The following is a 21,204-nucleotide window of genomic DNA, read 5'->3' as shown; positions in this document are numbered from 1 at the left end:
CCGCCTGCTCTCGTCCCATCATCGCGCGCCGACCAGCTCCAGCTGTTCGATCCATCGCACGTCGATCGCCGGCCCACCCGCCTCGACCACGACGCCGCGTACCGCAAGCCACTGCCCCGACAGCGACTCCAGCGGCACGCCGGCCTGTGCAAGGGCGGCACGCACCGGCTTTCCCAGCCTCACCGTGGAATCTTGCCGCCAAACCGGGCCGAAATTGAGGTAATCCACCTGCTTTCCGTTTCCAACCGAAAGCACGCGTCCTGCGAGAATTGTGAACTGCCCCACGCGCGCGCCGGCGCTTGCCTCATCGCGGGCCGCGACCGGCAGTTCCGCCCAGAGCCCGCGCCTGCCACGGCGCGCCGGCGCTTCGGCGGCGAGGAGCGCGTCCATGCAGCCGAGATAGCCTGGTTCGGGCCGCGCCAGCGCCAGCCCCTCGCTGAGCAGCGCGGCCTGCAGCGTCGTCGTCTGGTCGGCAATCCGCACCAGTGCGGCGCTACGGCCGTAGCGGTCCTTGCCCGTCTCGGCCCGCGCGAGAACCGCATCGCGACCGAGCGCGGCCTCGCGGAGCGCCGCCGTTCGGCGCAACTCGGCCGCGTCCCCGCCGGATGCCGAAAGCCCGGCGAGCCGGACGATCGAACCGTCCGCCAGCGCGAGATCGCCGAACCCGTCGACGGCCACGACCTGCACGGGCGCGGCGAAATTGTCCGGGCATTTCTCACCGGCATGGGCAGGCGGGCAGGCGGCAATGACCACGAGCGAACCCATGCCGAGAATGGCAGCCCTCGCGGCACCGGCCAGAATCCGGGCGCACGAAGCCCCTGCCGCCCCGGGCACAACGGGTATGGTCTCGACCCGGATCATGTCCGGCCCGGTCTTGCTGGCCTGCGACGACATCACTGCGCCCCGTCCACCATGACATTTCCGTCGGCACGTCCTTCACCGGGGATGATAGCGCAGCTGCGGGCGGCTTCCCATGCGATGTTCGGCAGCAGGACTGCGGACCGGGGGCTCTTGATCCCGGACCCCGATTGAGGTCATGTACCGGCGGTCACTCCCGGTAGCTCAGCAGGATAGAGCACAGGTTTCCTAAACCTGGGGTCAGGGGTTCGATTCCCTTCCGGGAGGCCACCGGAACCTGCGGCGCTTCCACGATCCGGCGCGACGTTCGGGGTCTGCCGGGATACGTCTCTTCGCTTTCGGCAGGAAGGCGGGCCTTTTTCACCGCCGCGCTCGATGATAGCGTCGAGCTGCAAGCCTGCCGAAGGAGATGGCGATGAAGACCACGCTTTGCGCTGCACTTCTGGCGACCGCGATGGTGCTCACGCCAGCGCTGGCCCAGGATGTCAACGGCATTTCCGGCGCCACCGGCAATCCCCCGGCCTTTCCGCTCAACCCTCCAGAGACGCTGAATCCCGGTCCGGACCAACCCTCGCCGCTGACCGGCGAACTGGTGCCGCTCCCCGGCCCGCCTCCCGAAGGCGAGGCGGCGAAGATCAAGCTGCCGGATTGCGCACCGCCCAATTGCGGCGTGCCGCAGATCATGGCCGAATAAGCGCGCACGCCTGCCCCAACGGCAGGAGCGGCCTTGCGATCGCCATCATCCCTCCCAAGATGCAACGCGAACGTCTGGCATTGAACGTCGGCCGATGAGAGTCAGGCAGCCACCCCGGTTGCCGGCGACGTCCTCATCGCCGCAGCGGGGACCCATGGAGACCATCGCCGCCGATCTGGCTCAGCTCATGCGGAGCCACCAATATCTCGTGCCCTTCATCGTCGGCGTCATCGCTTTCGGCGAGTCGCTCGTGCTGCTCGGCCTCGTCATTCCCGCCACCGCGCTCATGCTGGCGATCGGCGGGCTCATCGGTTCCGGCGTCGTGCAGCCGATCCCGGTCATCGGCGGGGCCATCGCCGGCGCGGTGGCGGGCGACATCGTCTCCTACTGGCTCGGCCGCTGGGTTGGCCCGCGCATCGTGCACCGCTGGCCGCTGCAAGGCTATCGCCCGCAGGTGGCACAGGCGCGGCTGTTCTTCCGCCGCTTCGGCTTCGCCTCGATCTTCTTCGGCCGCTTTCTCGGTCCGGTGCGCTGCACCATCCCGCTGGTCGCCGGAATGATGCGCATGGACCAGCGCCGCTTCCAGTTCGCCAATGTCTCATCGGCGGCGGTGTGGGCGCCTGTGATGCTGGCACCCGGCTGGGTCGCGGCGGAAGGCGCCGCGCTGGTCGGTGCAGACAGCGGCGCGAGCTGGCTGTTGTGGATGGCCGGGCTGACGGTGGTGATGCTGGTTGTCACTGGTGCCGCCCTCAAGGTCATCAAAAGCCGCGTCGCCCGCCGCCCGCGCGCGGGAAGGCGGGCCGCCTCCACGGCCCGCCCCTGATCAGGCAAGATGCCGTAGGCGCGGGCGTACGCCGGCGACCACCATGAAGGCCGCCACCAGCAGTACCAGGCTCGCCGCGCTGAACACGCCGGTCGCCCCGCGCAGATCGAAGATCGCCCCGCCGCCGGCCGCGCCGACCGAGATGGCGAACTGCACGGCGGCGACCAGCAGTCCGCCGGCACTCTCCGCCTGATCGGGCACGGCGCGGGTGAGCCAGGTCGACCACGCCACCGGCACGATGCCGAACGCGAAGCCCCATCCGGCCACCATCAGCGTGTCCGCCAGCGGCGTGCTGTCCAGCGCGACGAGGCCGGCGCCAAGCGCGCACATCAGCACCGGCGCGGCCAGCAGCGACATGCCGAGGCTGCGCTCCAGCATCGGCCCGGCCGCCAGCGTGCCGACGAAATTCGCCAGCCCGAAGCCGAGCAGAATGCCCGCCACCGCATTGATGCCGACGCCCGTTACCGTCTCCAGGAACGGGCGGATATAGGTGAAGAAGCCGAAATGGCCGGTGAAGACCAGCATGGCAGCGAACATGCCGACGCCAATGCCCGGCCGGCGCAGCACGTCGATCAGCGTGCGCAGCCGCGCCGTGCCGGTCGGCGCCATCTTCGGCAGGGTGGCGAGCTGGATGACGAAGGTCAGCGCCGCGAGCACGGCAGCGATGAGGAACACCGAGCGCCAGCCGATGAGGTCGCCGAGATAGCTGCCCACGGGCGCGGCGAAGATCGTCGCCGCCGAGACGCCGCTGAAGATGATCGACAGCGCGCGCGGCACCATCGGCTCGGGCACCAGGCGCATGGCGAGCGCCGCCGACATCGCCCAGAAGCCACCCAGCGCCGCGCCGAGCAGCACCCGCCCGAGCAGCAGCAATGTGAGGTCCGGTGCGAAGGCGACGATCAGGTTGGAGACCACCAGCAGCGCGGTGAAGGCGAGCAGAACGAGCCGCCGGTCGATGCGCCGCGTGGCGGCGGAGACCAGCAGGCTTGCGACCAGCGCCACCGTGGCGGTGGCGGTCACCGCCTGCCCGGCCGTACCCTCGGAAATGCCGAGATCGGCCGCCATCGGCGTGAGCAGGCTGGCGGGCAGGAATTCCGCCGTCACCAGCCCGAACACGCCGAGCGTCATCGAGCCCACCGCCGCCCAGGCCGGCGCGAAGGTCGCCGATACCAGGGAGGCGGACTCGGGTGGGGGAACGTCGTCCAGCAGGGCGGCATCGGCAATCGACGCCTCCTCCTGCCACGGCAAAGTGTCGCTCATGGGTGATCCTCTTCCAGCCAAGCTGTTGCGTTGCAGCAGTGCTAGGCTGGATTCGCCGGACGATATATGCCATCAACGCCGATATGATTGATCAATCGTCCGGCAATGCTACGACCGACGCACCGGCTGCCCCGCTGGCCGACGTGGTGAGCGAGCTGCTCATGGGCATGCGGCTGGTCGGCATCGACTATCGCCGAATCGAGCTGTCGCCGCCCTTCGGCGTGCGCTTCGGCACGGAGGAAGGCCGCGCGCAGTTCCATTTCATCGCCCGCGGGCCGGTGTTCCTGCGCCGCCCCGACGGCATCGTCCACGCCATGGCGACGGGCGACGCCGTGTTGCTGCCGCGCGGGGGACTGCACGATCTTATCTCGGAGCCCGAGCTGCCATGCCGGGATGTGGGCGCCTTCGCGGTGCAGCCGCTCTGCGCCAGCGTCGGCGCCATCAGCTCGTGCGCGAAGGATCAGTGCGCCTCGGGCCGCACGCTCATCTTCAGCGGCTGCATGGAATTCGATCTCGGCGGCATGAGCCCGCTGGTGGCGCTGATGCCGGAGCAGATGTTCGTCGGCACGCTGCTGGCGCGCTACCCGGAAATCCTGCCGATGCTGGAGGCCATGGAGCGCGAGACGCGCGGCGACCGCGCGGGCTTCGCCGGCATCCTCGCCCGACTGGCGGACGTGGTTTCCGCCTTCATCGTGCGGGCCTGGGTGGAGTGCGGCTGCGGCGACGCCTCGGGCTGGGTCGCGGCGCTGCGCGACCCCCGGCTCGGGCGGGTCATCGCCGCCGTGCACCGCGACCCCGGCCGCGACTGGAGCGTCGCCGAGCTGGCCGCCGAAATGGGGGCCTCGCGCTCGGTCTTCGCCGAGCGCTTCCTTGGCGTCACCGGCATGACGCCGCTGCGCTACCTCACCGATCTGCGGATGCGGCTCGCCATGCAGTGGATCGGGCGGGAGCGGCTGCCGATCGACGAGGCGGCGCACCGGCTCGGCTATGGCTCGCAGGCCGCCTTCGCCCGCGCCTTCAAGCGCGTCACCGGGCAGGCGCCCGGCGCGGTGCGGGCACGGCCCTAACCCGCCTTCACCGTCGCGTCATCCGCCGGAAAGAAGCGGTTTTCCGGGCGCGGCAGGCCGAGATGCTCGCGCAGCGTCGTGCCCTCATACTCCCGCCGGAACAGGCCGCGCCGCTGCAGTTCCGGCACCACCTTGTCGACCACGTCGTCGAGCCCGGCGGGCAGATAGGGGAACATCACGTTGAACCCGTCCGCCCCTTCGGTGAACAGCCACTCCTCCATCTGGTCGGCGATGGTGGCTGGCGTGCCGACGAAGGCGAGGCCGGAATAGCCGCCGAGGCGCAAAGCGAGCTGGCGAACGGTCAGGTTCTCGCGGCGGGCGAGACCCACCACCCGCTCGCGCGCGCTCTGGCTGGCATTGCTCTCGGGAATGTCGGGCAGCGGCCCGTCGGGATCGAAGCGCGAGGCATCATGGCCGAGCGCGATGGAGAGCGAGGCGATGGCGCTGGCGTAGTGCACCAGGCCGTCGAGCGCCGCCCGCTTGGCACGCGCCTCCTCTACCGTGTCGCCGACCACGATGAAGGCGCCGGGCAGGATTTTCAGATGGTCGCGCGGTCGGCCGAGCTTGTCGAGCCGGCCCTTCACATCGGCGTAGAAGGCGCGCCCGGCCGCGAGGTTCGGCGTCGCGGTGAACACCGCCTCGGCGGTCTCCGCCGCAAGCTGCTTTCCCGCCTCCGAGGACCCCGCCTGCACGATCACCGGCCAGCCCTGCACCGGCCGGGCGATGTTGAGCGGGCCGCGCACGGAGAAGTACGTCCCCTTGTGGTCGAGCACATGCATGCGCTCGGGCTCGAAATAGAGGCCCGAGGCCACGTCGCGGGTGAAGGCGTCGTCGGCAAAACTGTCCCACAGACCGGTGACGACATCATAGAACTCGCGGGCGCGCACATAGCGCTCGTCATGCTCCATATGATCATCAAGGCCGAAATTGAGCGCGGCGTCCGGATTAGAGGTGGTGACGATGTTCCAGGCCGCCCGCCCGGCGCTGATATGGTCGAGCGAGGCGAAACGGCGGGCGACGTGATAGGGCTCATCGAAAGTGGTGGAGGCCGTCGCCACGAGCCCGATCCGCGAGGTCGCCATCGCCAGCGCCGAGAGCAGGGTGAACGGCTCGAACGAGGTCACGGTGTGGCTGCGCTTCAGCGCCTCGACCGGCATGTTCAGCACGGCGAGGTGGTCGGCCATGAAGAAGGCGTCGAACTTCGCCGCCTCCAGCCGCTGCGCCATCCGCGCCAGATGGGCGAGGTTGAAATTGGCGTCGGGCCAGGCGCCGGGATAGCGCCACGCGCCGGTGTGAAGGCTCACCGGCCGCATGAAGGCCCCGAGCCGCAATTGCTTCTGGCTGGTCATGGATGATCCTCGCGGCCCGCCGGGACGGGCCGTCATCGCCAATGGTCGAAGCCCCGTCCGGCACGTGGGACAGGGCGCGTTGCCGGCAGACTAGCGCGCGGCAAGGCGGGGCGAACAGGCGAGATGCCGAAGCGATCCATCAATTTTGCCGTGATGTCTGCGGCGGCAAGCCCATAGCGAGCCCAGACAAGATCGGCGCCCGAGCGGGCGCCGACGTGACGGACGATTTGGGGAAGACGGGCTCTTCAGCGCGGATCAGCGCGAGTGGATGTCGTAGTGGGTCTCGATGCGGATCGCCGCATCGGTGTTGCGGGCGGCGGCGGCCAGCAGCGACGGCGCGTTCGCCGCGTTGCGACCTTCGAACAGCGGGAAGGCGTAGCCGGCCTGCGGCCGGGCCGGCGCGGCGGCACGCTGGGCGGCATTGGCGGAAACCGCGCTGAAAGCGATGAGGCCGGAGACGGCGACGAGGATGAGGGCCTTGGCGTTCATGGTCTTTCTCCAATTTCGACGGACGCTTTCGACGTCCGGGCTGATGGAGAAAGACTAGCGACCGAGGACATCCGGCCCCATCGCCCTGGCGTTTACCCGCTCGCCACGTTCGCGCTAGCCGCTCATATCTTGGTCTATGCGATGCCGCATGGTCAGGATGACCCTGGCGCGACGGCGGCGGGCGCCTCCGCTCGCCCTTTCCCGCCCGGCCGTGCTTGCGCAACCGCTGCGCCGCAATATGTGGAGGAGAGGCTGACGAAAATGTCGCGTGCACCCCGGCCGCGACATCGTCGCCCCGCCCGCCTCTCATCGATCCCCCGGAGCTCACGCATGACCGACACGACCGACTACGTCCCACCCAAGGTCTGGACCTGGAACAAAGCGAGCGGCGGCGCATTTGCCAACATCAACCGCCCGATCGCCGGCCCGACCCATGAGAAGGAACTGCCGGTCGGCAGGCACCCGCTCCAGCTCTATTCGCTGGGTACGCCGAACGGGCAGAAGGTGACGATCCTGCTGGAGGAGCTGCTGGCGCTCGGCCATGCCGGCGCCGAATATGACGCCTGGCTCATCAATATCAGCCAGGGCGACCAGTTCGGCTCGGGCTTCGTCGCGGTGAACCCCAATTCGAAGATTCCCGCACTGCTGGACCGCTCCGGCGAAAAGCCGGTCCGGGTGTTCGAATCCGGCGCCATCCTGCTCTATCTCGCGGAGAAGTTCGGCGCCTTCCTGCCCAGCGAGCCGGCCGCGCGCGCCGAAACGCTGTCCTGGCTGTTCTGGCAGATGGGTTCGGCGCCTTATCTCGGCGGCGGCTTCGGCCATTTCTATGCCTATGCCCCAAGCAAGATCGAATATGCCATCGACCGCTTCGCCATGGAGGTGAAGCGTCAGCTCGACGTACTGGATCGCCGCCTCGCCGAGAGCGCCTATGTCGCCGGCCCCGACTACACCATCGCCGACATCGCCATCTTCCCCTGGTATGGCGGGCTGGCGAAGGGCCTGCAGTATGGCGCGGCGGAGTTCCTGTCGGTCAAGGACTACACCCATGTGCAGCGCTGGGCCGACGCTCTGCTGGAACGGCCGGCGGTGCGGCGCGGTCGCATCGTCAACCGCCTCTCCGGTGAGCCCGCCGAGCAGTTGCGCGAACGCCATGACGCCAGCGACTTCGAATTGAGGACGCAGGACAAGCTGGCAGCGGCGGGCTGAAGCGTTCAGCCTGGCAGCGCGGTCGCCAGCAGGAGGACGATGACGGCGAGCAGGCCGACGGCGACCGGCCATTGCCGGAGCACGCCGTCCGTCCGCTCGACCGCCGCGCCGAGCCGGGCAATGGCGGGCCGCGCCGCCTCGAGAACGACCACCACATCGCCCTCGGGGATGATGGGCAGCCTGTTGCCCCAGCGGCGCAGGACCAGGAACAGCAACCCGCCGAGCAGCAGCGGCCATGTCGCCTTCCACAGCGCCGCGGCGCCCAGCATGGTGGCCGGCGACAGGCCGGTGACGGGGGCGAACAGCGCCCAGGGCAGTGCGAGCGAGGCGAGGGCGATGCCGGCCCAAGGAAGCGTCAACCGCAGCACGAGCCCGGCCGGCGGCGTCTCGCCGGCCTTCGCCTCGGCGATGCGGGGCAGCAGGCGCAGGAAGTGCAGCATCAACAGCGCGCTGCCAGCCGCCGAGAGCGTCGCCAGCAGCGCCACCGTGCCGTCGCCCATCAGCTCCTTGGCGGCATATTTCGCCAGCATGCCGCTGGTGAAGGGCAGGCCGGCGAGGCTCAGCGCCAGCACGGCCATTACCATCATGACGCTGCGCATGCGCCGCCCCTCTGCCGCGACGATGCCGACGCCGAGGAACAGCGCGCCTTTCACCAGCATGTGGTGCAGCGCGTAGAAGGCGGCGACGGCCCCGGTCAGCGGCGCGGCGCTGGCAAGCCCGGCACCGATCAGCGCAGCGACCACGCCCATCTGGCTCACCGTGGAATAGGCCAGCACGGTCTTGGGGTGGGTCTGGGTGATGCCGACCAGCACCGCATAGAACGCCGTCACGAGGCCCAGTGCGACGAGCACGGTGCCGGCGCCCGGCAACCCGACCTCCAGCGGCAGGAAGCGGATGAGACCGATCACACCGGCCTTGACAATAACGCCGCTCAACACCGCCGAAGCCGGCATCGGCGCGACGGGATGCGCGAGCGGCATCCAGACGTGCAGCGGCACCAGCCCCATCTTCAGTCCGAAGCCGATGACCAGCAGCGTCACGGTGAGGCCGGCATGGGGCGAGGCGGCGAGCCGGGCCACCGCGTCGCGGATCAGCGGGTTGCCCTCCCCGCCCATGGCGATCAGCACGAAGCCGAGCAGCAGCACCGCCTCGGCGAGCATCGCCAGTGCCATGTACCAGAAGCCGGCGCGCTCGGCCCGCCGGGTTTTCTCATGCGCCACCAGTCCGAAGGCGGGCAGGCTCGCCAGCGCGAAGACGAGATAGAAGCTGGCGACATCGGCCACGATGAACACGCCGAGGCTCCCGGCGAGCGTCAGCAGCCACCAGATGGCGAAGCTGCCGGCCCTCGGATCCTCGCGCATATAGGTGCGCGCATAGAGCCCGGCGCCCAGCCACAGAAGCGAAGCCCCGCCGAGCAGCACCGTCCCCGGCGTGTCGAGGGCAAGCACCATGCGCATGGGATCGGGCGCCACGAGCAGCCGCTCGCCCGGCGCCAGCAGCGCCGCCAGCAGGCCCGGCAGCGGTGCAACGGGCAGGAGATCCAGCGCGCGGCGGCGGATGACGGGCTTCAGCGCGGCGCCCGCCAGCAGCAGCGGCAGAAACAGCGTCGCCGCGAGCAGCAGCCCGCCGCCGGTCAGCGTGCCGCCGAACGGCGCGTTCATGGCAGCACCCCGGTTTCGTGGCCGATGGCGAGGAAGGCGAAGGGTTGCAGCGGGATGAAGCCGAGCGCCAGCGCACACAAAGCGAGCAGCAGCGGGGCGATCTCGCGAAGGCCCGGCACGGGTGTCAGGACAGTGCCCTCCTCCTCATCCGCCATCGCCCGGCCGATGACCCGGAACACATAGCCGCCCGCCAGCACCCCACCGGCGAGGATGGTGAGCGCGATCCACCACTGCCCCGCTGCCACCGCGCTCGTCAGCAGCATCACCTTGGCGTTGAAGCCGCCGCTCGGCGGCAGGCCGACCAGCGACAGCCCGGCCAATGCGAAGGCGAAGACGCTGATCGGCGCCGCCTTCGCCGCCCCGTTGAGCCCGTCGATGCGGTCATGGCCGAGCGCCTCAGTGATGCGCCCGGCGGCGACAAACATTGCCGCCTTGGCGAAGGCATGCGCGGCGAGTTGCAGCAGGCCGCCGCTCCAGGCCAGCGTCTCCCACGGCGCCGGCCCGGCCGCCAGCGGGAAGACGAGGAAGAGGTAGCCGACCTGCGCCACCGTCGAATAGGCGATCATCAGCTTCAACCGCGCCTGGCGCAGCGCCATTACGGAGCAGAACAGGATGGAGGCGGCGCCGCAACCGGCGAGCAGCCCCGCCGCCGCGCCGGGCGCCGGCACCAGCTCGAACCATAGCCGCACGATGAGGACGAACGGTGCCTTGATGACGAGGGCGGACAGCACCGCGCTGGCTGGCGCCGGCGCTCCGGCATGGGCCGGCGGCAACCACAGATGCAGCGGGAACACCGCGGTCTTCGCCATAAGCCCGCCGGTCATCAGCGCGATGGCGATGAGAGTGGGCGCGTCCGGCTGCACGAGGTCGCGCAGCGTCGGGATGTCGAGCGCACCGTAGCGCGCATAGAGCAGCCCGGTGCCGAGCAGGTAGAACACCGAGCCGGTCAGCGCGAACAGGAGGTAGTGCAGCGCCGCCCGCAGCGTCTCGGCCGTGCCCGACAGGCTGACCAGCGGCACGGCGGCGAAGGTCAGGAGTTCCAGCGCCACGAACAGGGTGAACAGGTCCTGCGCCAGGAAGGCGAGGTTGAGCGCGCTCCACAGCGCCAGCAGCAGCGCCCAGAAGGCGAAGGACGTGCGCCCCGTCCCGAAGCTGCCCAGCGCCGAGAAGCCGACGAGCCCCAGCACGAGCGCCGTCATCACCATCAGCGCCGCCGCGGTGCCGTCGGCCCGCAAGGCGAGCCCGAGTGGCGGCTCCCAGCCGCCCAGCCCGTAGGTGAGCGCCTCGCCGCTGCCGACGACCGCATAGGCGGTGGCCAGAATGCTGACGAGGCCGAAGGGATAGACGAGATAGGCGAGACGTTCGGGCGCGCGCAGCGGCACGACGAACATCGCCACCAGCGCGATGGCCGGCAGCATCAGCGCCAGCACGAGGAGAAAGCCGGCCCCGCCGCTCATGGTTCGCGCTCATTCTCGGACATCTCGGCCAGCCGGCCGATCAGCGCCGCCGCCAGTGCCGAGGCGGCGAAGGCGACGACGAGGCCGGTGATGACCATGGCCTGCGGCACCGGATCGCCCGACAGCCCCACGGCCGCGCCGCGCTGCGCCGCCACGCCGAAGACGAGGAACACGCCGGCGCCGATGAGATTGAACGACAGCAGCCGGCGCAGGCCACCGCGATGGCGGATCAAGCCGAACAGGCCGATGCCGATCAGGCCGGCGGCGAGAACGGCGTAAATGAAAGCCGGGCTCATCGCGGCACCCTCGCGGCCCGGCCGGCGATCATCAAGCCGACGATGGCGGCGATGGAGAGTGCCAGCGCCAGCTCGACCACGACGATGATCGGCTTGGCGAAGCCTTCGGGATAGGCGAGGAACCCCTCGCCGACCAGGCATCCGGCGAAGCCGGCGAGCAGGAACAGGGCCGGCCCGGCGACCAGCGCGGCGCGCAGTCCGCGCGCGGCGAGCGGCGGCGGCGCGGCAAGCCCCGCCATCATCGGCAGCAGCCACATCGCCGCCAGTACCACGCCGCCGGGGAAGGTGCCGCCGGGATGGTCCGCCCCGGTCCAGACGAGGTAGATTCCGGCGAGCAGGCCGATCGGCGGCAGCACGCGGGCCAGCAATACGAGCGGCCCGTCGGGCGCCGGGGCGGCGAGAGGCGCCGGCGCGCCGCCCCACAGAGCATCCGGCGCCAGCGACCAGATCGCCAGCAGCCCGACCAGCAACACGATCTTTTCCAACAACGTGTCGAGCGCGCGGAACCCGAGCAGCACCGCCGTCACCGCATTGCCGAGACCGAGCGCCGGCATGTTCAGCACCGCCGCCGAAGCGAGGCTGGGCGGCGGCTCCGGCAGCGCATTCAGCGCGAGCACCAGCGCGCCGGCAAGCGCGCCGCCCGCCAGCGCCGGCAGCACGAGCGTGGCGGGCCGCCAGCCGTGGCGGCGCTCCCGCGCACCCAGCCGGGCGGACAGCTTCAGCAGCAGCACGCCCATGGCGCCCCCGCCGATCGCCGCCTCGGTCAGTGCGACATCGATGGCGCCGAGCCGCGCCCAGACCAGCGCCAGCGCAAGTCCCAGCGCCATGAAGCCGAACACCGCATCGCGCGCCTCCCGCGCGCCGACGACCAGCAGGCCCGCGCCCAGCACCATCACCACCAGCACGAGGTCGACGAGCACCATCATGAGGACCGCCCGCCGCGCGCGGCATCGCGCAGGGCCGCGCGGGCCAGCAGCCGGCCCGCCGAGGCGCTGGCGAACTGCACCAGCAGCCAGACGAGGATGAGCTTCAAGGCGCCGGCGACGCTGTCCGCCTGCGCCAGCAGGCCGAGCACGATCAGCCCCAGGCCCGGATTGTCCGCCTTGGTGAGGCCGTGCAGCCGGCTCAGCGCATCGGGAAAGCGCAGCAGCGCGACGCTGCCGGCGAGGAAGAAGAAGAGGCCGGCGGTGACCGTGAGAAGGGTGAAGGCGTCGAGCAGCATTCTCATGGCTCCTGCTCCTCCGCCCCGGCGACCGGCGGCACGGCGAAACAGCGCAGCGCCGCCGCCGCCAGCGCGGCGAGCAAGGCGAGGGTCAGCGCGATATCGGCCGTCGCGCCGCTGCTGCTGGCCGCGCCGAGCAGCAGCGCGACGCCGGCGCAGCCGGTGCCCGCGAGCTGGATCGCCATCATCCGGTCGACCGCGGCGGGACCACGCAGCAGCCGGAACAGGCCGAGAGCCACCACGGCGAGAAGGACAAGCGCAGCGAACCCGAGGAAATCAGCCATCCGCGCTGTCTCCACCAGTGCCCGGTCGCAGCGCCACGGCGAAGCGCCGCTGCTCCTGCGCGAAAGCGCCGGCAATGTCGTCGCGCGCGTCGATGACCTGCACCAGCGCCGTGCCGCCCTCCCTTTCCTCGACCGGGAGCGAGCCGGGTTGCAGGCTGGCGAGCGCCAGGAAGGTCTCGCGCGCCACGCCCGGCGGCAGCTCCAGCGGGCAGGCGACGATGCCCGCATGCTCCAGCCGGCCCGAGCCGAGCGCGAGGCGCGCCACCTTGATGCCGGCAATCAGCGAGCGGACGGGCAGGCCGAGCGAGAGCCGCAACAGCGCGCCCGGCGCCAGCCCGGCCATCCCCGGTGGAAGCAGCTTCAGGCTGACATAGGTAGCAAGCGCCGCCGCCGGCACGCCGATCGCCAGATCGGCCACTGCCGTGCCGGCCATGGCGACCCATACGAGGTAAAGCACCGCCGCGCGCCCGAGAATGGCGGCTCCGCGAAAGCGCGCGGGAGGCATTTCGGCGGAGTTCGGCGGCTGGACCGTCATGGCTTTCTCCCGGCGGTGCCGATCCATCGGCGACAGGTCCCCATGCGCGCGGACGGCCTTTCCCGTTTCTTATGCGGCGGCGCCCGGCGGCGCGCAACGCTGGCGACGATTGAAATGAACCAGTATCCTGCCGCCAGCCGTCAAGTTGTTGCAGCGATGGCCGCCGAATAACGCAGCGTTCCGCATAAGTATTTCGTCTATGTGGTCGACCTTCACCCCGTCCGCCGTAGCACCGGAGCGATAGTGCTGGCACGGAATGCACGAAGGTGGGATTTTATGCGGATAGCGACGCCGGTACGGCGTTATATACTGATAGGACGCTTCGGACGGGAAAGCGGGGTTTGCAGTCCCTATACCCCTGGGAATTGCAAATACCACCGGAACCGGCACCGTGCATTTCCGGCCGACGGCGTGTCGCGGTGATTCGCCCCCTCCTATGACAACGCGAGACATGAACCGGCATCCTGGCATGACACACATGGCTCCCCGCCTTTCCTCCCGTTCCATGACGGTCCGCATGGCGGGGCTGGCCTTCGCTCTCGGTGCCGCGCTGTTTACCGCGGGCTGTTCCGGCGAGGATGACGGCGACGAGCCGGCGCCGATCCGCCCCGTGCGGGCGGTGACGGTCGAGGCTGGCCAGTCCGGCCAGGTGGTGACGCTTACCGGCGACATCCAGGCCGAGGACGAGGTCTCGCTCGCCTTCCGCGTCAGCGGCCGCATGACCGAGCGTCTGGTCAATGTCGGCGACGCCGTGAAGGCAGGGCAGGTCATCGCCCGCCTCGACCCGCAGAACGCGCTGAACACGCTGCGCTCGGCACAGGCCGCGCTGGCGGCGGCGGAAGGCCGCCTGGTGCAGGCGCAGAACCATTATGAGCGGCAGGAACGCCTGCTCGGCAATGGCTTCACCACCCGCGCGCTCTATGACGACGCGCAGCAGGGCCTGCGCTCCGCGCAGTCCTCGGTGGACGATGCGCAGGCGCAGCTGAAGATCGCCGAAGACAATGTCAGCTATACCGAGCTGACCGCCGACGCGCCGGGCGTCGTGACCGCGCGCGGCGCCGAGCCGGGCGAGGTGGTGCAGGCCGGCCGCATGATCGTGCAACTCGCCCGCCAGGGCGGACGCGACGCGGTGTTCGACGTGCCGGCCCAGCTGCTGCGCTCCGTGCCGGCCAATCCGGTGATCGACATTTCACTTGTCGACGATTCTTCCGTCACCGCGCTGGGCCGGGTGCGCGAAGTGGCGCCGCAGGCCGATCCGGTGACCCGCACCTTCCGCGTCCGCATCGGGCTGGAGAATCCGCCCGCGGCCATGCGGCTCGGCTCCTCGGTGAATGGCAGCGTGCGGCTCGACAGCGCGGCGACCATCGAGATTCCGGCCTCGGCGCTGACCGCCTTCAACAGCCAGCCGGCGGTGTGGCTGGTCGACCCGGCAACGCTGACCGTGGCGCTGCGCAATATCGAGGTGGCCCGCTTCAACCCGGCGACGGTCGCGGTTTCCTCGGGTCTCGGCGTCGGCGACATCGTGGTAACGGCCGGGGTGCAGGCGCTGCATCCGGGCCAGGCGGTGCGTCTGCTCGGGTCGGGGTCGTGATGGGCTTCAATCTCTCCGCCTGGGCCATTCGCCAGCGCTCGCTCGTCATCTACTTCATGCTCATCGTGGTGGCGGCGGGGCTGTTCTCCTATTTCCGCCTCGGCCGCAGCGAGGACCCGTCCTTCATCATCAAGACCATGGTCGTGCAGGCCGCCTGGCCCGGCGCGAGCATGGAGGACACGCTCCAGCAAGTCACCGAGCGGCTGGAGCGCACGCTGCAGGAGACATCGCATCTCGACAATCTGCGCAGCTACACCCGCCCCGGCGTCACCACCATCTTCGTCGCGCTCGACGGCGCGAGCACGGCCGCCGAGGTGAAGGACACCTGGTACCAGGTGAGGAAGCGCGTCGCCGATATGCGCCACACCCTGCCGGCCGGCGTGGTCGGACCGGGCTTCAACGACGAATTCGGCGACACCTTCGGGCTGATCTACGGCTTCACTGCCGACGGCTTCAGTCATCGCGAGCTGCGCGACTATGTCGAGGCGGCGCGCTCGAAGCTGCTGCAGGTGCCCGACGTCTCGCAGATCCAGATCCTCGGCGCGCAGGACGAGCGCATCTTCGTCGAATTCTCCGTGCAGCAGCTCGCCGCGCTCGGCATCGACCGCTCCGCGCTGGTGAACGCCCTGCGCAGCCAGAACGTGGTGCAGCCTTCCGGCACCATCCAGACCGGCGACGAGAAGCTCGCCTTGCAGGTGTCCGGCGCCTTCGGCTCCGAGCAGGACATCGCCAACATCAATTTCGCGGTGAACGGGCGCATGCTGCGCCTTTCCGACATCGCCACGGTGCGGCGCGGCTTCGTCGATCCGCCCCAGCCCATGTTCCGGGTGAATGGCGAGCCGGCCATCGGCCTCGCCATCGCCATGAAGGAAGGCGGCGACATACTGGCGCTCGGCGCCAATATCGACCGGGCGATGAAGGCGATCACCGCCGAGCTGCCGATCGGCATCGAGGCCCAGCTGGTGGCCGACCAGGCGGTGACGGTGAAGAGTGCCATTGCCGAGTTCATGGAATCGCTCTGGCAGGCCATCGCCATCATCCTGGTGGTGAGCTTCCTCGCGCTCGGCGTGCGGCCCGGCCTCATCGTCGCGCTGTCGATCCCGCTCACGCTGGCGGCGGTGTTCGCCATCATGCAGCTCGCCGGCATCGACATGCAGCGCATCTCGCTCGGCGCGCTGATCATCGCGCTCGCGCTGATGGTCGACGACGCCATGACGACGACCGACGCCACCATCAACCGGCTGGCATTGGGCGAGCCGAAGGAAGTGGCGGCGGTCTTCGCTTTCAAGGCCTATGCCTTCGCCATGCTGGCGGGCACGCTGGTCACCATCGCCGGCTTCGTGCCGGTCGGCTTCGCCGCGAGTTCGGCGGGCGAGTACACCTTCTCGCTGTTCGCCGTCGTCACCATCGCGCTCCTGGTGTCGTGGGTGGTGGCGGTGCTGTTCGCACCGCTGATGGGGCTTGCCATCCTGAAAGCCCCCGCACCCGGCGCTTCCACCGAGCCCGGCCGCGTCATGAAGCTCTATCGCGGCTTCCTGTCCGCCGCGATCACCGCGCGCTGGATCACCATTCCCGCCACGCTCGCCATCTTCGTGGTGGCGCTGCTGCTGGTGCCGCTGATCCCCTCGCAGTTCTTCCCCTCCTCCGACCGGCCGGAACTGCTGGTCGACATCAGCCTGCCGCAGAACGCCTCGATCTACGCCACCGAGGACGCGGTGAAGCGCTTCGACGCGGCGCTGAAGGGCGACCCGGACGTCGAGCGCTGGAGCACCTATGTCGGCGAGGGCGCGATCCGCTTCTACCTGCCGCTGAACGCGCAGCTGCCCAACGACTTCTTCGCCCAGGCCGTGGTGGTGGCGAAGGACGTCGCGTCACGCGAAAGGCTGCAGGACCGGCTGGAGAAGCGCCTCGCCGAGGAGTTTCCCGGCGTCATCGGCCGCGTCTACCCGCTGGAACTCGGGCCCCCGGTCGGCTGGCCGATCCAGTACCGGGTGATCGGCCCCGATCTCGGCCAGGTGCGCGACATCGCCTACAAGCTCGCCGCCGTCATGGCGTCCGAGCCCACCGCCCGGCTGGTCAATTACGACTGGATCGAGCCCGCGCGCGAGATCCGCATCCGCGTCAACCAGGACGAGGCCCGCCGGCTGGGGCTCAGCACCGAGGCCATCGGCCAGGTGCTCAACACCATGATCTCCGGCGCGCCGGTGACGCAGGTGCGCGACGACATCTATCTCGTCGACGTGGTGCTGCGCGCCACAGATGAGCAGCGCGTCTCGCTGGAGACGCTGCGCACGGTGCAGGTGCCGATCGCCGGCGGACGCACCGTGCCGCTGTCCCAGTTCGCCACCTTCGACTATGAGCAGACCTACCCGCTGGTGTGGCGCCGCGACCGGGTGCCGAGCCTGACCGTGCAGGCCGACGTGGCCGAGGGCGTGTTGCCCGACGAGGTGGTGAGCGTGCTCCAGCCGAAGGTCGATGAACTGGCGAAGACGCTGCCCGCCGGCTACCGCATCGAGACCGGCGGCACGGTGGAGGAAAGCGCCAAGTCGCTCGCCTCCGTCATCGCCGTGGTGCCGGTGATGCTCCTGATCATGCTCACCGTGCTCATGTTCCAGCTCCGGCGCTTCACGCTGGTGGGCATGGTGCTCAGTGTCGCCCCGCTCGGGCTGATCGGCGTGGTGCTGGCGCTGCTGCTGTTCAACCGACCGCTGGGCTTCGTCGCCATCCTCGGCATCCTCGCGCTCATCGGCATGATCATCAAGAACGCGGTGATCCTGATCGGCCAGATCGAGGCCGAGCGGGCCGAGGGCCGCAACGTGCGCGAGGCGGTGATCGAGGCGAGCGCGGCGCGCTTCCGGCCTATCATGCTGACCGCGGTCTCCACCGTGCTCGGCATGATCCCGATCGCGCCGACCGTGTTCTGGGGCCCCATGGCCTTTGCCATCATGGGCGGCCTGCTGGTCGCCACCGTGCTGACACTTATTTTCCTGCCGGCGCTCTATGTTACCATCGTGCGCGATGCGCCGGGGCCGGCAAAGGCCTCGTCGTAAATGGATTTGTGATTCCATGGCCGGGAGAGGTTCCCGGCCATGCTGAAGGGGAGCATGACTATGTCGAAGTCCATCGCCGTCAAGATCGCCGCCTTTTCCGTCCTTGCGCTGGCGGTTGCCGGCTGCACCACGACCGAGAAGCGCGCCGGCACCGGCGCTCTGATCGGCGGCGGCGCCGGCGCCATCATCGGCGGCATTGCCGGCGGCGGCACCGGCGCGGCGATTGGTGCCGGCGTCGGCGCCGCGACGGGCGCCGTGGTCGGCGCGGCGACCTCGCCGAACTGACATTCGCGTCGCGAACGGCAAGAGGCCGCGCCGCCGAGGGGTAGCGCGGCCTTTCGCTTGTCCGGACGACGCGCCGCCGCTTCAGGCGGCGGCCGGCGCCGGGCTTCCTGAAAGTTCCTCTTCCTCGGCGGCCTGTGCCGCGCGCTGGCGCAGGGCCGCGGCCGCGTCGCTGCGGCGCTTCCACAGCTCATAGGCGATGGCGCCCAGGAGCGTGGCCGCGACGATGATCACCGCCAGCGCCGAGATGGCGGGCGTCGAGCCCTGCCGGACGCGGCCGGCAAGCACCGTGGTCAGCGTCTTGTCGGAGAGGATGGAGAAGGTGGTGGTGTTGTAGTTCTCGAAGGAGGACAGGAACGCCAGCACCCCGGCCGAAAACAGTGCGGGTTTGAGGAACGGCAGCAATATGTGGAAGAACACCTGGGGGTAGCTGGCCCCGAGGTCGAGCGCCGCTTCCTCCTGCGCCCGGTCGAAGCGTTGCAGCCGGGCCAGGATGATGAGCATGCAATAGGCCGAGATGAAGCTCGCCTGCCCGAGCACGGTGAGAATGACGCCGTCATACAGGAAGCGCGTGCCGGTCTGCCCGGTGAACTGGCGCCAGAACACCACGGTCGAGATGCCGATGATGATGCCCGGCGTGAGCACCGGCGAGACGACGACGAGGTAATAGGTCGAGCGGAGGCGCGGCTGGATCTGCGTCATCACGATCGCCCCGGCAAGGCCGATCGGCACCGAGATCGCCACCACCAAGAGGCCGATCCAGATACTCATCTGCAGGCCATACATCATGTCCTGGTCGGCAAAGAGCAGGCTGAACCAGTCGAGGGTGAAGCCCTCCAACGGCCAGACCTGCGGGTATTGCGGCGTGTTGAACGCGGTGACCCCCATCACCGCCAGCGGCCCGAGCAGATAGACGAAGAAGATCGCGATATAGACCGCGAACATCACGCGCTGGAACGGCCCCACGGTCATCGTGTGATCTCCATCATCGCGTGATCTCTCCGAGACTGAGCTTGAACGCCTTGAGCACCACGAGCACGAAGACGATGCAGGTCATCAGCAGGATGAAGGCATAGGCCGCGCCCTGCGGCCAGTTGAACGCCTGGTAGAAGCGGTCATAGACGATGGGCGTGAACCACAGCGTGCGCGGCCCGCCGAGCACCAGCGGCGCGGCCAGCGCGCCCGCCGTCAGCATGAACACCAGCGTGCAGCCCGAGGCGATGCCCGGCTTGGCATGCGGCATGACGATGAAGGCGTGGATGTGCCACCACGGCGCGCCGAGATCCCGCGCCGCCTCGACCTGATTCTTGTCGAGGCTCTCGATCGCGTTGTAGAGCGGGAAGATCATCATCAAGAGATAGGCGTAGCTCAGCCCCATATAGAGCCCGACATCGGCGCCGAGGAAATCTACCGGCTCCGAGGTGACGCCAATCCCCATCAGCAGCTGGTTGATGACGCCGCCGGAGGACAGCAGCACGCGGAAGGCGAAGGCGCGCAGGATCTCGTTGACCCAATAGGGGATGATGAGCAGCAGCAGCAGCACGCGCAGCCGCGCCATCGAGGCCGACTGCGCCATGTGGAACGCCAGCGGATAGCAGATGACGAAGTTCATCAGCGTGATCGCCACGCTGGCGCCGATGGTCAGGAAGAAGGCCTTGATGTGCAGCCAGTTCCAGCTCGCGGTCGAGGTGGTCGAGCCGAACAGGAAGTAGCGGTAGTTCTCCAGCGTGTAGAGATCCTTCGGCCCGCCCATCTGCGCCGGCGGCAGCTTCGGGCGGAACGACATGTCCACCATGGCGAGCTGCGGCAGCAGGATGATGAAGAAGGCCCAGAAGCCGACGGCGAGGACGAGATAGAGCCCGATCGCCAGCCCGTTGCGCTGGAAGAAGCCCGGCCCGTTTTGCAGGCCGGCGCGGCGCTCATAGGCGGCGAGCGCGAAGAAGACGAGGGTTACCGCGAGCGGCAGCCCGAAGACCAGGGTGAGGCCGCCGGCGCCGCTCATGGGCGCACCGGCCGCTTGAGCAGCAGGCCGTCCTCGGCATGGAAGCCGAGGCGCAGATGTTCGCCCGACGCCGGCAGCGCCGTGCCGGAGGCGCCGCTGACCGTGGCGATGACCTTCTGCCCGGTCTTCACCCGCAGCGTCACATGGGTAACGCTGCCCTCATAGGCGACGTCCAGCGTCTCGGCGTCGAAGCCGACCGTGGAGCCGTTGGCCCGCAGCTTCAGCGCCTCCGGCCGGACGAAGAGCAGCGCTTCCTCTCCGGCGGAAAGCCCGACGGGGTTGCGCCCCTTCAGCGTGCCGAGCGGCGTCTCCAGCGTGGCGGTGCCGTTCTCCACCGCGCTGATGCGGCCGCGGATCTGGTTGTTCTCGCCGACGAAGGAGGCCACGAAGGGCGTGCGCGGCTCGGCATAGACCGCCTTGCCGTCGCCCACCTGCTCGATCACCCCGGCATTCATCACCGCGATGCGGTCCGACATGGTCAGCGCCTCGCCCTGGTCGTGGGTGATGTAGATGAAGGTGATGCCGACCTTCTTCTGGATGGCGCGCAATTCGGTGCGCATGTGCTGCCTGAGCTTCAGGTCGAGCGCCGAGAGCGGCTCGTCCAGCAGCAGCACGGAGGGCTCCACCGCCAGCGCGCGGGCGATGGCGACGCGCTGCTTCTGGCCGCCCGAGAGTTCGGAGACGCGCTTGTGGCCGTGCTCGGTGAGCGCGACCTGGATCAGGAGGTTCTTCACCTTCTCGTCGCGCTCGTGGCGCGGCACGCCGCGCACCCGGAGGCCGTAGCCGATATTCTCGGCCACCGTCATCATCGGGAACAGCGCGAGGTTCTGGAAGATCAGCGCGGTCGGGCGCTTGTTGGGACCGATGCCCTTCATGTCCTGCCCGCCGATGCGCACGCTGCCCCGCGTCGGCTCGATGAAGCCGGAAATGGTGCGCAGGAGCGTGGTCTTGCCGCAGCCGGAGGGGCCGAGGAAGGAGAAGAACTCGCCCGGCTCGATGGTGAGGTTCGCCTCCTTCACGGCGACGAAATCCCCGAAGGTGACGTTCACGCCTTCAAGCTCAACGGCGGCAGCCATGC

At 69.4% G+C, this 21,204-nt stretch carries 21 protein-coding genes and 1 tRNA gene; 8 read left to right on the top strand and 14 right to left on the bottom strand.

Annotated elements, in window-relative coordinates:
* Positions 1–18: 18 nt before the first annotated feature.
* A complete protein-coding gene (locus tag ACO2RV_RS17790; protein ID WP_423295401.1) occupies positions 19–894 on the bottom strand; it encodes a thermonuclease family protein in 876 nt (291 codons plus the stop codon).
* Between the two features lie 157 nt (positions 895–1,051).
* Here ACO2RV_RS17790 and ACO2RV_RS17785 point away from each other — a divergent pair.
* The 3 genes from ACO2RV_RS17785 to ACO2RV_RS17775 all read left to right on the top strand — a co-directional run bounded on the left by ACO2RV_RS17785 (position 1,052) and on the right by ACO2RV_RS17775 (position 2,375).
* A tRNA-Arg gene (locus ACO2RV_RS17785) sits at positions 1,052–1,128 on the top strand.
* Positions 1,129–1,273: 145 nt separating this feature from the next.
* A complete protein-coding gene (locus ACO2RV_RS17780; protein ID WP_423295399.1) occupies positions 1,274–1,552 on the top strand; it encodes a hypothetical protein in 279 nt (92 codons plus the stop codon).
* Between the two features lie 154 nt (positions 1,553–1,706).
* Complete coding sequence (locus ACO2RV_RS17775; RefSeq protein WP_423295397.1) at positions 1,707–2,375, top strand: DedA family protein; 669 nt, start codon at positions 1,707–1,709, stop codon at positions 2,373–2,375.
* Here ACO2RV_RS17775 and ACO2RV_RS17770 read toward each other — a convergent pair whose 3' ends face one another.
* Positions 2,376–3,635 carry an MFS transporter gene (locus tag ACO2RV_RS17770; RefSeq protein WP_423295395.1) on the bottom strand — a complete coding sequence of 420 codons (1,260 nt, stop codon included), beginning with the start codon at positions 3,633–3,635 and terminating at the stop codon, positions 2,376–2,378.
* A gap of 83 nt (positions 3,636–3,718) precedes the next feature.
* Between ACO2RV_RS17770 and ACO2RV_RS17765 the strand changes: the two genes are divergently transcribed.
* Positions 3,719–4,702 (top strand): AraC family transcriptional regulator, encoded by a 984-nt coding sequence (locus tag ACO2RV_RS17765; RefSeq protein ID WP_423295393.1) that lies wholly within the window; start codon positions 3,719–3,721, stop codon positions 4,700–4,702.
* On the opposite strand, the gene ACO2RV_RS17760 is transcribed toward ACO2RV_RS17765, so the two are convergent.
* Positions 4,699–6,051, bottom strand: a complete 1,353-nt coding sequence (locus ACO2RV_RS17760) for an LLM class flavin-dependent oxidoreductase (protein WP_423295391.1) — start codon at positions 6,049–6,051, stop codon at positions 4,699–4,701. The genes ACO2RV_RS17765 and ACO2RV_RS17760 overlap by 4 nt on opposite strands.
* Positions 6,052–6,306: 255 nt before the next feature.
* Positions 6,307–6,540: a hypothetical protein gene (locus ACO2RV_RS17755; RefSeq protein WP_423295389.1), complete on the bottom strand. Its 234-nt coding sequence runs from the start codon at positions 6,538–6,540 to the stop codon at positions 6,307–6,309.
* Positions 6,541–6,870: 330 nt separating this feature from the next.
* On the opposite strand from ACO2RV_RS17755, the gene yghU reads away from it, so the two are divergent.
* Positions 6,871–7,746 carry a glutathione-dependent disulfide-bond oxidoreductase gene (gene yghU / locus ACO2RV_RS17750; protein WP_423295387.1) on the top strand — a complete coding sequence of 292 codons (876 nt, stop codon included), beginning with the start codon at positions 6,871–6,873 and terminating at the stop codon, positions 7,744–7,746.
* 5 nt (positions 7,747–7,751) lie between these two features.
* Here yghU and ACO2RV_RS17745 read toward each other — a convergent pair whose 3' ends face one another.
* The 7 genes from ACO2RV_RS17745 to ACO2RV_RS17715 are packed head-to-tail and all read right to left on the bottom strand — an operon-like array spanning position 7,752 to position 13,201.
* Positions 7,752–9,407, bottom strand: a complete 1,656-nt coding sequence (locus ACO2RV_RS17745; RefSeq protein ID WP_423295385.1) for a complex I subunit 5 family protein — start codon at positions 9,405–9,407, stop codon at positions 7,752–7,754.
* Positions 9,404–10,864 (bottom strand): complex I subunit 5 family protein, encoded by a 1,461-nt coding sequence (locus ACO2RV_RS17740; protein ID WP_423295383.1) that lies wholly within the window; start codon positions 10,862–10,864, stop codon positions 9,404–9,406. Before ACO2RV_RS17740 ends, ACO2RV_RS17745 begins: the two co-directional genes overlap by 4 nt.
* On the bottom strand, positions 10,861–11,160 hold the full coding sequence (locus ACO2RV_RS17735) for an NADH-quinone oxidoreductase subunit K (protein ID WP_423295381.1): 300 nt from the start codon (positions 11,158–11,160) through the stop codon (positions 10,861–10,863). The genes ACO2RV_RS17740 and ACO2RV_RS17735 overlap by 4 nt, the downstream gene beginning before the upstream one ends.
* Complete coding sequence (locus ACO2RV_RS17730) at positions 11,157–12,086, bottom strand: MnhB domain-containing protein (RefSeq protein ID WP_423295379.1); 930 nt, start codon at positions 12,084–12,086, stop codon at positions 11,157–11,159. The genes ACO2RV_RS17735 and ACO2RV_RS17730 overlap by 4 nt, the downstream gene beginning before the upstream one ends.
* Positions 12,083–12,388, bottom strand: a complete 306-nt coding sequence (locus tag ACO2RV_RS17725) for a monovalent cation/H(+) antiporter subunit G (protein WP_423295377.1) — start codon at positions 12,386–12,388, stop codon at positions 12,083–12,085. The genes ACO2RV_RS17730 and ACO2RV_RS17725 overlap by 4 nt, the downstream gene beginning before the upstream one ends.
* Positions 12,385–12,666 (bottom strand): monovalent cation/H+ antiporter complex subunit F, encoded by a 282-nt coding sequence (locus ACO2RV_RS17720; protein ID WP_423295375.1) that lies wholly within the window; start codon positions 12,664–12,666, stop codon positions 12,385–12,387. Before ACO2RV_RS17720 ends, ACO2RV_RS17725 begins: the two co-directional genes overlap by 4 nt.
* Positions 12,659–13,201, bottom strand: coding sequence for a Na+/H+ antiporter subunit E (locus ACO2RV_RS17715; protein ID WP_423295373.1), 543 nt, complete (start codon positions 13,199–13,201; stop codon positions 12,659–12,661). Before ACO2RV_RS17715 ends, ACO2RV_RS17720 begins: the two co-directional genes overlap by 8 nt.
* 478 nt (positions 13,202–13,679) lie before the next feature.
* On the opposite strand from ACO2RV_RS17715, the gene ACO2RV_RS17710 reads away from it, so the two are divergent.
* The 3 genes from ACO2RV_RS17710 to ACO2RV_RS17700 are packed head-to-tail and all read left to right on the top strand — an operon-like array spanning position 13,680 to position 18,127.
* Positions 13,680–14,792 (top strand): efflux RND transporter periplasmic adaptor subunit, encoded by a 1,113-nt coding sequence (locus ACO2RV_RS17710; RefSeq protein WP_423295371.1) that lies wholly within the window; start codon positions 13,680–13,682, stop codon positions 14,790–14,792.
* Positions 14,792–17,842 carry an efflux RND transporter permease subunit gene (locus ACO2RV_RS17705; protein WP_423295444.1) on the top strand — a complete coding sequence of 1,017 codons (3,051 nt, stop codon included), beginning with the start codon at positions 14,792–14,794 and terminating at the stop codon, positions 17,840–17,842. Before ACO2RV_RS17710 ends, ACO2RV_RS17705 begins: the two co-directional genes overlap by 1 nt.
* Before the next feature lie 60 nt (positions 17,843–17,902).
* The gene (locus ACO2RV_RS17700; protein ID WP_423295369.1) at positions 17,903–18,127 is read left to right on the top strand and encodes a glycine zipper domain-containing protein; all 225 of its coding nucleotides are present in this window, start codon (positions 17,903–17,905) and stop codon (positions 18,125–18,127) included.
* Between the two features lie 81 nt (positions 18,128–18,208).
* Here ACO2RV_RS17700 and ACO2RV_RS17695 read toward each other — a convergent pair whose 3' ends face one another.
* Genes ACO2RV_RS17695 through ACO2RV_RS17685 form a run of 3 tightly spaced genes read right to left on the bottom strand, consistent with a single transcriptional unit; the run spans position 18,209 to position 21,202 of the window.
* A complete protein-coding gene (locus tag ACO2RV_RS17695; RefSeq protein WP_423295367.1) occupies positions 18,209–19,096 on the bottom strand; it encodes an ABC transporter permease in 888 nt (295 codons plus the stop codon).
* A 13-nt stretch (positions 19,097–19,109) separates the two neighbouring features.
* Complete coding sequence (locus ACO2RV_RS17690) at positions 19,110–20,126, bottom strand: ABC transporter permease (protein WP_423295365.1); 1,017 nt, start codon at positions 20,124–20,126, stop codon at positions 19,110–19,112.
* Entirely contained in the window at positions 20,123–21,202 is a 1,080-nt protein-coding gene (locus tag ACO2RV_RS17685) for an ABC transporter ATP-binding protein (protein WP_423295363.1), read from the bottom strand. Before ACO2RV_RS17685 ends, ACO2RV_RS17690 begins: the two co-directional genes overlap by 4 nt.
* Positions 21,203–21,204: the final 2 nt, after the last annotated feature.

The sequence above is a fragment of the Ancylobacter sp. VNQ12 genome (assembly GCF_049445835.1).
Taxonomy (GTDB): domain Bacteria; phylum Pseudomonadota; class Alphaproteobacteria; order Rhizobiales; family Xanthobacteraceae; genus Ancylobacter.
The sequence above is the reverse complement of the archived record's forward strand: the minus strand, read 5'-3'. Positions and strand labels throughout refer to the sequence as shown.